Consider the following 12,945-nt stretch of genomic DNA (forward strand, 5'->3'; position numbering starts at 1 on the left):
AAGAGAATTAGTATAAAAAGTATTTTAGGGGGGATTGGAGTGGGTTGTAGTAAGGGGAAGAAGGTGTTTAGAGCTGTAGGTTTAAAAGGTTATGGCTCTTTCGGTGACTATGGAAAAGAGGTTCCAAAACTCGCCCAACAATTATTAGCACGTAAAAATGAAATAAAGAACGCTTCCGATATTGAAATAGGGATATTTGAACCGAAGAGAGATGCGGACCATCTGGAAGGATATTATTATGTGGGGCTACTTGTGAATGAATTGATAAAGGAAGTTCCCGTTGGAATGGAATATATTGAAAGGGAACAAGACTATGTATCGACAAGGGGAGACATTCAAAAGCTTGATATCCTTCACCAACATCTACTGGAATGGACAAAGGAACAAGGTTATCAAAGGGATTTAACATCCGATATTATTGAAACCTATCATCCAACAACAAATGAAGGGGAAGAAGTAGAAATTTATTTACCGATTCATGATTAAATAAAACATTGAATGAGGGATCTCCTTGATTAAGAAAATCGATATTACTTCTAGAAAAATAGCAGAAGACGTTTTAAATATTCAATTACCTTCCTATCAAGTTGAGGCTGACATAATCGGTTATGACGACATTCCACCGTTAAAAGATACGGTGGAAACGTTACAACAGTGTGGGGAAACTTTCTATGGTTATTATTTAAATGAGGAACTATGTGGCGCTATCTCCTTAAAGGTTGAGGAGGGGGAAGTGGATATTCATCGGTTAATCGTTCATCCTAACCATTTCCGAAAGGGAATCGCCCAAACCCTCTTTAATTATTTAGAAAGTCATTTAAAAGGAAATAGGATGATAGTCGCGACAGGTTCTAAAAATACACCAGCTATTCGCTTTTATAAAAAGAATGGCTTTGAAATGATGAAGGAAGTTATAGTAAATGACCGATTATCCTTAACCTATTTTGAAAAAAAGTGAGAACGAAAAATGACAGTATTTAACTCTTTTTTACCGTCATATACTTGAGTAAAAGGAGTGTGTGGTGATGAAAAAGGGGAAAATCGTTTTCCTTGGAACCTTTGTTTTGTTATCGTTTATTACCTTTCTCTTTACGAATAATTCTTTGTCAAAAGGAGAAACGTCGGAAGTTTCTGAGACAAGCCCTAAATTACTAGCTGAAAACGACAAGAAACAAAAGGAAGCAGAAGAGATTCAAAGTTTGCTTCAAGAAGAGGATGGTTTGTTAGAACAAGTAAGCAATCGATTAGAAGAAAAAGGCTATGAATTTAGCATGATGCTGGCAGTATTTTCAAGTGATGATATTCAAGTGAAATATATCGTTTCCAATAAGGAAGTAACCGAATCAGATGAAGAAACAATTAAATCTATTTTTTATGAGTTGATTGAAAAAAATAATTTTGATGCGGATTCGTTCAGTCTTAAAGTAGCTGATCGAAATGACGGACCCGATTGGTAATGGATGCATTGATCCTATAGGATTAATGCTCTTTTTTGTTGAACTAATAAACTAGTAGTTATGATAAGGAGGATAGTTTATGGATCATTACGAAGAAGTTAAGATTGTAAGTCCTATGGATTGTGGAAATTCACCTAAAATGCAGTTTCTTAAAGAGCTAAACGTCGCCTTTGCTAAAAAAGATATAGCCTTTATAGCTGAGCATTTTTCGGAAGACGTCCATTGGCATATAGTCAATGATATAAATATCCAAGGGAAAGAAAAAGTTATTAGTTATCTAGAAAATAAGATGACTTCAAATATCGTTGAAATGGAACTACTATCTATTATTTCACACGGGAATAAAGGGGCGGCAAACGGCATCATCAAAACGGATAATAAAGTTACTTACTCCTTTTGCAACATGTACAACTTCGTTAGTGCAGGGAAGAAAACAATAAAAGGAATAACGTCATATGTGATAAAAATGAATCAATCATAAAGTTAGTTGAAGGTTTTTGGTTCCTGAATTTATTGGGTACTCATGATCCCGTTTTTTTATAATTGTTAGTATGTATAACATTTTTTCATTATCGAAGTAGCAACGTTATGATTTTAGAGAAATTGACGGTCACCTAACTTTTAATCTAGCGTTGAGCTTGTAGAAAGTTTAATGTACATATTTTCATTTGGTACGGTGTTTCAATGTTGAAATGAAGTAATCGGCTTTCATTAGATACAATGGGTGTCTTACTAGAAACTAATTAAGAATCGCATTAAAAAGGTGGACTAAAAGTGACGAACAAAATGAAATACCAATGGCGCATTACAAAATATAATCCTGTATTTCGAAATCGAGATGGGAGTTATATGGCTGATGAGTGGACAAGTGCTTCTGACATAGGAAATGCATTTAGTGGCAAGGAATTTACTCTAAATGAATACTTGGAAGTAGAAAATGCTTATGTTGCTTCTGTGATGGAATATTTAAGAGAAAGCCAATTAACATCTTTAAGGGTGGTTCAATTACAAATACATCATGAACTTTTCCTTGATAAAACGTCACCTCTTTACGAAGATACATTTAATTTACCAATTGTTGAAGATTCCGTCATACACGAAAAAGACATCCCTACTATTTGTAAAATGATTTTGCGGGATTATATTCATTGTCACTTCGTTTCAATGGGGCAATTTTTTGTGCATTTCGGTTGGGATTATTATATGTATATTGGTTCGAACCAACCATGTAACAATGCAATACAATTTGCTCAGAACAATAAACTTTTTGTAGAAGAGTACCCATCTCCATATTATCTTGTTGAAGAAAAGGTTATTCGGTATGTGGAATGGGCAGCTAAAGGAGAAGAAGTGATTGTAGGGGAAGAAAGATTGCAAAATGTTCCATTATCTGAACTTCAAAAAGCTCTCCATCTATCAGAAGAACATCCGGTGATTGGCTCCTTTACGATAAAACCTGACAATATAGATTTTTTCCAGCAGTTGATGAATCATAAAATGGACTTTGAGAGATACGCATACTATTTATATGGTGGAGATTGATTTTTGAGTTAGTCATGCAAATAGTTTTCTCTAGTTTTTTTATTATAGTAACGCTCATTGGTATAGTAAAAGCTTTGAAAAAATTAACCGATGAACAAAAGAAACAACCTATAAAGATTATGTTTAGTTTATGTGGTGTTGTAAGTCTATTACTTTTTATTCTAGGGATTACTATTTTTGATAACTTCGTATTAAGTGATATAGGAATCGCTTTATTATTATTAGTTTAATTTTCGATATGATTCGATTAGTCATTTGTTTAATATTACTTTTAGTATATTATATTTTTTTCTTTCACTATTTGGGATATTAATCTATAAAGGATTGCTACAGGAATAGAAGATTGATTCATTAATATCAAATAAAATTTTAAGGGCTTTGTTCGAATTAGGGACAAAGCTTTTTTATGCAAAGGCCATAATATTAATTTAAGAGAGTTTATATTAGGGCAACAATCCCCATAATTATTTCGTTTTTATAAAAATAGATGAGGTATAAAAGGGGGATAACATGGGCGAATCTGAAATTATCTATACTATTAAAATGATCATTATTGGATTGGTACAAGGTTTTACGGAACCTATACCAGTATCATCCAGTGGACATGTAATGATTGCTAGTGAATTGTTAGGCCTTGGCGAACAAGGATTTACGTTTGCTATTCTTACCAACACGGCATCACTTTTGGCAATTTTATTTATTTACCGACAAGATATTGTTAGACTGATTAGCAATTCTATTAGTTATTTGAAAACTAAAAATCATCGCTATAAAAGTGACTTCCGCTTTGTTTGTTTTATCATTATCGGAACAATTCCCGCAGGTGTTCTTGGCATATTATTGAATGACTATATTGCAGAAAATGTTAGTATGACAACGATTGCAGCTATGCTTTTTGTAACGGGAATTGCTTTGTGGTTTATTCGGAATGTGAAAGGAACGAAAGGTGAGCGAGATATAACGATTAAGGATGCATTCATTGTTGGGCTAGGTCAAGCTGTCGCGTTGACACCAGGAATTAGCCGGTCAGGTGCAACGATTATCTCAGTTATTGCTGTAGGGATGAAACAAGATACAGCGCTGAGATTTGCCTTTATGTTATATATACCTGTAAGTCTAGGTGGTGTCATTCTAGGTTTCTCTGACTTTTTAGCTGAACCGAATAAAGCAGATTTAGCAATCCCATATTTATCAGCGTTCATTGCAACCGTTTTAATGTCCTATTTTGCTATGAAGTGGTTTATGGGAATAATGAAAAATGGAAAATTAGTTTACTTTTCATATTACTGTTTCATCGTTGGGACATTACTTTTAATTTTCTTTTAAACTCAAAAACAAGTAAAAAAGCCAAATTCTCTAGTTGAGCAATTTGGCTTTTTCTCTTTTCAAATCATCTTTCGTTTGTAATTAGCTTTAAAACCGCTTTGCGTGCAGACTCCATAGGTCCTAGCTTTGCATAACGTAGCCAGATTGATGCAAGGAGGATTTGGACGATACTAATTAATAGTAAAGTGCAAAGTACACCTAAAGAATTCATTTTCCCACCTAAGTTAGCTCCCCATCCATAGAATAGGGCGGTACATAATATATTTTGGAACAAATAGCAGCTAAGGGATACTTTCCCTGTATTTTCGATCCATTTCCATAAGCGAATTTTTTCGCGCTTTTCTACAAGCCACGCGAACAATCCTATATAGCCAATAGAAAGTATTGGAGAAAATGCGTAACGAATGATTAAGTCAAAAATTCCCCCTGGTACAAAAATTAAAAAGTTTAATGGAATCCCCATTAACAATCCATATTTGAGCATTTTCTTACGTATTTTATTCCCTTCTTCATTTGGGGAAAATGCCCCTTTACGCATTAACAATACCCCTACTAAAAAGAGGAAGATATTAGAGCAAAAGCTTAAAATCATCTCAATTCGCAACGCCCAAAAATTCGTTAACCGATAAGTAACCTGTTCCCACCAACTACTATATTGATAGAGTTGTGTTACATTTAAATCTAATGAAACATCACCACCCTGACGATTCAGCGTGAAAATGAGTATAGTGACGGTTAAATAGAGAAGGAAATTTAAACTTCCAAAACTAATTGTTGCCCATTTAATAGCTTTATCCCCTAATTTTACGATGAAAGCGACGATTATGGCTGTCACTGCATAACTCATTAAAATGTCATATTCCATAACGAAGGTAAAGTTCAAAAATCCTTCAATCAGTAAAATGAAACAAACCCATAAATAAACTCCTGGCCACGGCTTACCTTTACGCAGAGATTGCTCATATTTTAACTGTAATCCAACTCCAAACAGTATCGCTAATAGACCGAGAAACTTCCCGTTAAACAACGCTAAGGAGAATGTACGTAAAAATGTATCAAAGGAATTCCACCATTCATTGTTTTGGAAGGTGAAAATATAGTTAATATCCCCTAAATGAGCAAAAATCCAAATATTTACGCCTAACGTTCCCAATATCGCGATTCCTCTAAAGATATCCAATAAACGAATGCGACTTCCTTGGGTTTCATTCATTATTAAATTGCCTCCTTAAATTAGTAAAATTGCATAATTTTCTTCAAACACCTATTAAGTTTTATGAAAAGCTCGTTTATTCTATGATTCATAAATGATTGGAAAGTAAGGCGAAACAAGCGCAGGGATGCGTTGTTGAGATAGGGGAAGACTTATTTTTACTTAAAAAATACAGTCCTTTTACAAAGGGAAGTGTTAATCCCCTAGGGTAAATACGCTGTTATATTCTTTTTATGAGATGCTGATTCCATCTACAAGTAGGTGTTCACCTATAAGTGCTAGCGTGAATATTTTATGTTTAATGTGCTTTTTAAAGAGGGGGATCTGTATGGGATACTACGTTGGTGTTGAACAAGGCGTAAATTTGTATGTGGAAGATTTAAATCCAAAAGGTAGTAAGACAATTGTATTTTTGCATGGCTGGCCGTTAAGTCATCAACAGTTCGAGTATCAATTTGATGTTCTTCCTGCAATGGGTTACCGCTGTATTGGAATTGACTGGAGAGGGTTCGGAAAATCGGATAAACCAATGGAAGGCTACCATTTTAACCGATTGGCAGATGATCTTTTTGCTGTAGTAGAAAAACTTCAATTAGACAACTTTACCCTTATCGGTCACTCTACAGGTGGTGCAATTGCAACGCGTTATATGTCCAGATATAAAGGGTTTGGGGTATCGAAACTTGTTCTTGTAGACGCTGCAGTTCCTGTCGGTTTCACTGCAGAAACAGCCGATCGTTTACTGACACAAGCGTTAAATGACCGTCCAAAGATGATGCAGGAAGTAACAGACACCTTTTTCTTTCAATATATTACAACGCCATTTTCTGATTGGTTTATTAATTTAGGCTTACAAGCAGCAGGGTGGTCTACGGCAGCCATCATTATGACTTTAAGGGATAGCAAGCTTTATGAGGATTTGCCTAAAATTGTTGCTCCAACTTTAATCGTGCACGGTATTCATGACAAAGTAATTCCCTTTAGTCAAGCTTTAGAATTGAATGAACAAATGAGAAATTCCTATTTAGTTCCGTTTCATTTTAGCGGCCATGGTCCTTTCTGGGAAGAGAGGGAGAAATTTAATGAGCTAATAAAGGATTTTATCGGTTAACGAAAAAACCTCCAAAAGTCAGGTTTGACTCTAACTTTTGGAGGTTAGTACATGGATTAATGACTAGTGAAATAACCCGGATTCTTTCGATTTTTTCATTAATGCATTTGTCTTTTTACTTAATGGCCCTTTAAGGAAAGTTCCAATTAATAATGCAATAATACCGAATAAAACTAAGAACATCAGATCACGGTATACTCTTTCCCAAACAATACCGCCTACAGCTTCTCTCATTAGATCAACTGCATAAGAGAATGGTAAGAACGGATGAATCGTTTGGAAAAATTCAGGGAGTAATGCGACTGGGTAAGTTCCCCCAGAACCAGCAATTTGCAATACGAGAAAGACAATAGCCATTGCCTTTCCGACATCCCCAAATACTGAAACTAATGTATAAACAATGGATATAAATACTAAACTGATGACCAGTCCAAATAAGATAAACCATACAGGTTCAGCAATATCCACACCTAAAATGAATATATCTCCGGATGTCACGATTAAAGCTTGGACAAAGCCAATGGTAATAAAGGTTAAAAGTTTACCAAAATAGATTTGCTTTTCTGTGTAATCAATAGAATTATGGACACCTGTAGCTAACAAGGAAATTAATAACAAGGCGCCTACCCATATAGCAAGTACCGTATAAAAAGGTGTCATACCTGTACCATAGTTTGCAATTGGGAATAAGCTGTTTTTGTTAAGTAGGACAGGTTCTTCAAAGAAACCTTTCTCAGCTTCTGGATCATTTCGCAGTAGCTCAATGATTTCATTAATATTTGTTTCACCTTGGATTTCTCGAATGCGATCAGCTAATTGATTAATTTTATCGTTCACATAAGGGAATTCGCCTAATATTGTTTTAAGCGTATCTTCGCCTTTGCCTAAGTTACCTTCAGTATTAGCAAGAATTTTCTCTACTTCTGGAATGGTCCTTTGAATTTCACTTAATATTCCTCGAGCATCACTTAAAGTTTTCTTTGCATTGGCTACTTCTTGTTTCACAGTTGGCTCGATTTCTTCATTATATAGTTTCACAAAGGCATCAATCTCACTTGCCGTCGTAGCAGCCATTTCTTGAAGTTGTCCGATTAACTCGTCCAGTTCTTGCTGCTTATCAGAAAGGAATGTTGTTATCTTTTGTCCGCTTTCTTGAATTGTCTGCAGTTGACCTTTCAAAGTAGCTAATTGTTCAAGTGCCTGATTAATTTGTTCTTGGTTTGTACCTTGTTCATTATTATTTTGTTCTTGAAGTTGGGTTAGGGCACTCTCGATTGCTTCGATATTCTCAATGGAAGTAGCGATTTGGTTGTTAATTTGATCACTAATGTCTTTTCCTTGGTTCAAGTTAATATCGGAAGATTGCACAGTACTAATAAAATTGTTTACTTCCGTCGCCATCCTCTGTACCTTCGCTAAATTTTCTTGAACTTGAGGGGCAATTTCATTTAATCGATTTTCAGCTTTCTCCAAAAACGCTGTCGTATCATCGATCGTCTGTAATCCTTCTCCCGTCACACGTTTTGCATCGGGAACGAGCGCTTGAGCTTTATCAATCATGCCTTGCGCATTTTCTGCATCTGCTAAAGATTCATTTAATAAAGTATGAATTTCAGGTAGTTTTTCTTCCATTTGGAAAACATACTCTTCAAATTTTTTAATGTCTGGAAGATCCTTTTCAATTTCCAGTCCTAATTCATTGAACTTTTCAAAAATCGTCCCGTTCACGGTTGAAATAAAGTTACTTGTAATGTTATCGACGATTCCGCCTGCACCGGATGCGGTAATTTTAGGCGCTATCGCGTTTATTTTTTCATTCACATAATACTCGACCTTTGCCTTTTCAGGGTGATCCTCAATAACCGTTCCTAACTTTTGAGAGAAATTTTCTGGAATGATAATAGCGGCAAAATAGTCACCATATTCCACTTTATCCATTGCTTCTTTACGGTCAACAAAATGCCAATCCATATCATTATTGTCTTTCAGTTCTTTAACAACTTCATCCCCAATGTGCAATTCTTGATCACGGACTGTAGCTCCCGTATCTTCGTTCACTACGGCTACTGGTAACTGATCCGTTTGACTATAAGGATCCCAAGATGCTTTAATATTAAACCATGCGTATAAGGAAGGTAATAGCATTAAACCTCCGATAAGTATGGCAGCAACCCAGTTAGTAATAATACTTTTAATATCCTTTTTAAAAATACTCCACATACTACTCATCCTAATCTTCTCGTATTTATTTGATTATGTGAAAAATCCTTTAAATTATGTAAAATCTATTAAAATAATTCAAGCCAAAAGTATAACGCTGCTCAACAATTCTATCATCAAGTAATACTTAAAAGAAGGATTTATTGTGAAAAGTTGGAATTTGAAAAGACAAAGGAAGATAAAAATGGATTGTAGGGGAGGTAACCATGAAAACTAGAAAAGATGTGATAGATTATTGCTTAAAGTTAGGCAATACATATGAAGATTATCCGTTTCGTGATAAAAATTGGACATTAATGCGCCATAAAGAAAATAAAAAAGTGTTCGCATGGATTTTTGAAAAGGATCACCATATATGGGTCAATGTAAAGTGTGAACCTGGAATGCTTGAATTATGGCGACAAGTTTATGATTCTGTAGTTCCAGCATTCCATCTCAATAAAGATCATTGGAACTCGATTATTCTTAATGGAACCATTCCGGAAGAAGAAATTTATAAAATGATAAATGAGAGCTACCATTTAACGAAGGCTAAATAATTTACGTTCTATTATGAACATAAAAAAGCAAAAAGGGCCAATTTTGGATCCCTTTTTGCTATTAAAATCCTATTATAGTCTGTATATTACTAGTCTAAAATTGTCACTTTTACAGTTTGTACACCATAGTCGATTGCATCTTGTTTATCAGGGATAAAGACATCAATTCGATTGCCTTTAATAGCGCCGCCAGTGTCTCCGGCGATTGCTTCTCCATAGCCTTCTACATACACTTTACTACCAAGTGGAATTAGTTCTGGGTCAACGGAAATCACTTTTAAATCTGGATTTTCTAAAAGGTTAATTCCAGTAGCTGTAATACCTGAACATCCTTCACATGTCGCTGTATAAGCCGTTGCTTCCATAATAAATTCTTTTGGAGCTTCCTCTGATGTTGTAGTTTCATCAGCTACAGGAGCTGTTTCTTCGGTAGTATTTTCCGCAGGAGCCTCCTCGTTAGTAGCAGGAGCTGCTTCTTCTTTACTTTTCGTTGAAGTTTCCTCAGTTGTTGCAGGAGTCGTTTCTTCAGTTGTATTTTCTGCAGGAACTTCTTCGTTAGTTACAGGAGCCGTCTCTTCTGTACTTTCTGTAACAACTTCTTCATTAGTAGATGGTGCAGCTGGCTCAGACGCACTTTCTGTCGCTACTTTCTCCTCTGTTACGGGAGCTTTTTCTTCAACTGGATTTTCTTGTGGAACTTGTGAAGAAGAATGATGGCTTTCTCCACCTTTAAAGATGACTAAATTTAAGCCGGGATGAATAATATCCGAATTTAAAGCGTTCCATTCTTTAAGTTGTGAAACGGTTACCCCATGATTTCGAGCAATATCCCATAATGTGTCGCCGTTTTCAACGAAGTATTCTTGGGCAATCGTCAAGATATCCCCAGGGTGAATTAAATCACTATGTAGTTGATTCCATTCTTTAATTTGAGAAACAGTTACTCCATGATGACGAGCAATGTCCCATAATGTATCACCAGATCTTACACCATATTCATTTTGTCTTGGAATCGTTAAGAAATCTCCAGGATGAATCAGGTCAGTTGTAAGATGATTTACTGATTGAATATTTTCTACTGTTGTATTGTTTTCTTGGGCTAAATCCCAAAGGGTGTCTCCCTTTTGCACTGTCACCGTTGCAGCTTGTGCAGTAGCACCTACAGTTAAAGAAAGTGCTGCAACAGGTACAATTGACATCATTTTTTTAAGCATTTATTTATCCTCCATGTTCTTGTTGCTAATTTTTAATAATCCTAACATAGATTTTTCTGACAAAAAGCACAGGGAGGTGTTAATTCGTTTACGTCTATGGCATTTATATTGCAATACTATTAATGAATAATATAGGGGGCATAGCCACATTAAGAGAAAAAAGCCAGTTTGTACCGTTCCAATCGGAATTTACTTTTGTAATATTTCATAATCGTTTTTGGAATGACGGAACATAAAAATCTCTGCAATACGGGAAGGAACATACTGATTTATTATCTATTCTTTATAAATATCTTCCATATAAGTGATAAATCTATCAGCCACTAAACGATTACCTAATAAACAAAAACTTGCTACTCCCCAAATATAGCGATTACGACTATCCACCAATATTTGAATGGGTCATTGAACTTTGCTTACTATCCAAAATTGAAAGAATAACAAATCCAATTATGATGAAAACAAAAAGTTATCTAGATTAATAAATCCAGTTTAATCATCTTTTTGGATAGGAATAATAGGTTCTGATAGACGATTATATAAATGGATGCGTTTTTGAAATCGCAGGGATAAATATGATAAAAAGGATTAATTAATACGCTTCTTTATATAAGAAGAAATTTTTCATGTTGACAAATTGAAATGAATGGATAAAATAAAGAACAATTAATATGTGCATAACGAAGATTTGTTTTCAACATTTCGGAGTATAAGAACAAAGGCTATGAAAAGAATTAGTAGCAATCATGTAAACAGACAGAAAGCGACCGGTTGATGAGAGGAGCACGTTGAACGATTGTGAATACATCTTGGAGCTGTGTACCGAATAGGATTTCCTTAGTAGGCTACGCCGGCTTAGCACCCGTCATCATGTGCGAAAGTATCGTCAAAAGACTGTACTTATGAAGATAAGCAATGTGAGTTGCTTATGAATTAAAGGTGGTAACACGAGATGAATCGTCCTTTTGGTTAATCCAAAAGGGCGTTTTTTTATCCTTTGTTTCTTATAGAACTTGCAATATTAGAAATAATATTCCAAGGAGATGTTCGTATGTTAGTAAAACCTGAAGAACAAATGAAGATCATTATGAAAGGTGTTCATGAAGTAGTCAATAAAGAGGAGTTATTAGGAAAACTAGAAAAGTCCTATCAAACGAAGACTCCGCTTACGATTAAATTAGGATTGGATCCTTCTGCACCGGATATTCATTTAGGCCATGCCGTTGTCTTAAGAAAAATAAAACAAATGCAAGATTTAGGACACCAAGTGGTCATTATTATTGGTGATTTTACAGGTCGAATTGGTGACCCGACAGGCAAAGCAAAAGGACGCGTAGCTCTAAGTGATGAGCAGGTTCAAATTAATGCCCAAACATACTGTGAGCAAATCTTTAAAGTGCTAGATTCAAACAAAACAACGGTCCGTTTTAATAGTGAATGGCTTTCAAAGTTAACCTTTGAAGAAGTTCTTCAATTAGCAGCAACAACTTCGGTTGCGAGAATTTTAGAACGGGATGATTTTCAAAAACGTTATAACAGACAAGTGCCAATTGGCATTCACGAATTTTTTTACCCTTTAATGCAAGCTTATGATTCCGTTGAAATTCAAGTGGATATTGAATTAGGAGGTACCGATCAAACCTTTAACGTTTTAATGGGTCGCACCCTGCAAAAACATTGGGGACTCGAAAAGCAAGTTGCCCTTTTTATGCCACTCCTTGAAGGGCTAGACGGAGTAGAAAAGATGAGTAAAAGTCTGGGGAATTACATTGGTGTCAGCGAACCGGCTGAAGTAATGTTTAAAAAGGTAATGGAAGTACCGGATAAACTGATTCTAAAATACTTTGAGTTAGCCACAGATGAACATCCAGATGAAATTGAAAAAATAAAAAACCTTCTAGAAAATGGCGCCAATCCAAAGGATGTAAAATTAAAATTAGCCAAAATTATTACGAGCTTATACTGGGGCGAAGAAGAGACGAAAAGAGCGATAGCCTATTTTGAAGCAGCTTTTAGCAAGAAAGATATACCTGAAAATATACCAGAGCTACTAATCGAAATAGGTGCAGAGACCATTAAAGACATCATTCCTCAACTAATTGAAAAAGGTTTCATAAAAAGTAAAAGTGAATTTTTACGTCTAATGAAACAAAAGGGTGTTCAACTGAATAAAGAAAAAATTAATGAAGATGACTTAGATCGAGTATTAATGAATGAAGAAGTATTACAAATTGGGAAAAAACGATTTATTCGTTTCATTAAATAAAGGTTAATTAAAAAATCTGCGCCACTCTTACGAAAAAGTGTTTACACTAAACTCGTG

12 protein-coding genes and 1 other annotated feature are annotated in these 12,945 nt (G+C 35.1%); of the genes, 9 read left to right on the forward strand and 3 right to left on the reverse strand.

Features of this window, described 5'->3' with window-relative positions; all coding sequences use genetic code 11:
• Nucleotides 1-39: 39 nt before the first annotated feature.
• The 6 genes from MHH69_RS02800 (at nt 40) to MHH69_RS02825 (ending at nt 4,325) form a co-directional block, all read left to right on the forward strand.
• Nucleotides 40-486, forward strand: coding sequence for a GyrI-like domain-containing protein (locus MHH69_RS02800; protein WP_341361709.1), 447 nt, complete (start codon nt 40-42; stop codon nt 484-486).
• Nucleotides 487-511: 25 nt separating this feature from the next.
• Complete coding sequence (locus MHH69_RS02805; RefSeq protein WP_341361710.1) at nt 512-958, forward strand: GNAT family N-acetyltransferase; 447 nt, start codon at nt 512-514, stop codon at nt 956-958.
• A gap of 67 nt (nt 959-1,025) precedes the next feature.
• Nucleotides 1,026-1,457: a hypothetical protein gene (locus MHH69_RS02810; RefSeq protein ID WP_341361711.1), complete on the forward strand. Its 432-nt coding sequence runs from the start codon at nt 1,026-1,028 to the stop codon at nt 1,455-1,457.
• A gap of 79 nt (nt 1,458-1,536) precedes the next feature.
• Nucleotides 1,537-1,938 (forward strand): nuclear transport factor 2 family protein, encoded by a 402-nt coding sequence (locus MHH69_RS02815; RefSeq protein WP_341361712.1) that lies wholly within the window; start codon nt 1,537-1,539, stop codon nt 1,936-1,938.
• 293 nt (nt 1,939-2,231) lie between these two features.
• Nucleotides 2,232-2,999, forward strand: a complete 768-nt coding sequence (locus MHH69_RS02820) for a DUF7683 domain-containing protein (protein WP_341361713.1) — start codon at nt 2,232-2,234, stop codon at nt 2,997-2,999.
• A gap of 510 nt (nt 3,000-3,509) precedes the next feature.
• A complete protein-coding gene (locus MHH69_RS02825; protein WP_341361714.1) occupies nt 3,510-4,325 on the forward strand; it encodes an undecaprenyl-diphosphate phosphatase in 816 nt (271 codons plus the stop codon).
• Between the two features lie 64 nt (nt 4,326-4,389).
• Here MHH69_RS02825 and MHH69_RS02830 read toward each other — a convergent pair whose 3' ends face one another.
• Nucleotides 4,390-5,538: a DUF418 domain-containing protein gene (locus MHH69_RS02830; protein ID WP_341361715.1), complete on the reverse strand. Its 1,149-nt coding sequence runs from the start codon at nt 5,536-5,538 to the stop codon at nt 4,390-4,392.
• 328 nt (nt 5,539-5,866) lie between these two features.
• Here MHH69_RS02830 and MHH69_RS02835 point away from each other — a divergent pair, with 328 nt between their 5' ends.
• The gene (locus tag MHH69_RS02835; RefSeq protein ID WP_341361716.1) at nt 5,867-6,649 is read left to right on the forward strand and encodes an alpha/beta fold hydrolase; all 783 of its coding nucleotides are present in this window, start codon (nt 5,867-5,869) and stop codon (nt 6,647-6,649) included.
• 63 nt (nt 6,650-6,712) lie between these two features.
• Here MHH69_RS02835 and MHH69_RS02840 read toward each other — a convergent pair whose 3' ends face one another.
• Entirely contained in the window at nt 6,713-8,869 is a 2,157-nt protein-coding gene (locus MHH69_RS02840; RefSeq protein ID WP_341361717.1) for a YhgE/Pip domain-containing protein, read from the reverse strand.
• Between the two features lie 206 nt (nt 8,870-9,075).
• Here MHH69_RS02840 and MHH69_RS02845 point away from each other — a divergent pair, with 206 nt between their 5' ends.
• Nucleotides 9,076-9,408, forward strand: coding sequence for an MmcQ/YjbR family DNA-binding protein (locus tag MHH69_RS02845; RefSeq protein WP_341361718.1), 333 nt, complete (start codon nt 9,076-9,078; stop codon nt 9,406-9,408).
• Nucleotides 9,409-9,497: 89 nt separating this feature from the next.
• Here MHH69_RS02845 and MHH69_RS02850 read toward each other — a convergent pair whose 3' ends face one another.
• Entirely contained in the window at nt 9,498-10,622 is a 1,125-nt protein-coding gene (locus MHH69_RS02850) for a LysM peptidoglycan-binding and 3D domain-containing protein (protein ID WP_341361719.1), read from the reverse strand.
• Between the two features lie 715 nt (nt 10,623-11,337).
• Nucleotides 11,338-11,590: a binding site (T-box leader), on the forward strand.
• 83 nt (nt 11,591-11,673) lie between these two features.
• Here MHH69_RS02850 and tyrS point away from each other — a divergent pair.
• Nucleotides 11,674-12,888 carry a tyrosine--tRNA ligase gene (tyrS, locus tag MHH69_RS02855; protein ID WP_341361720.1) on the forward strand — a complete coding sequence of 405 codons (1,215 nt, stop codon included), beginning with the start codon at nt 11,674-11,676 and terminating at the stop codon, nt 12,886-12,888.
• Nucleotides 12,889-12,945: the final 57 nt, after the last annotated feature.

The organism is Ureibacillus sp. FSL E2-3493, assembly GCF_038077515.1.
GTDB lineage: Bacteria > Bacillota > Bacilli > Bacillales_A > Planococcaceae > Ureibacillus > Ureibacillus halotolerans.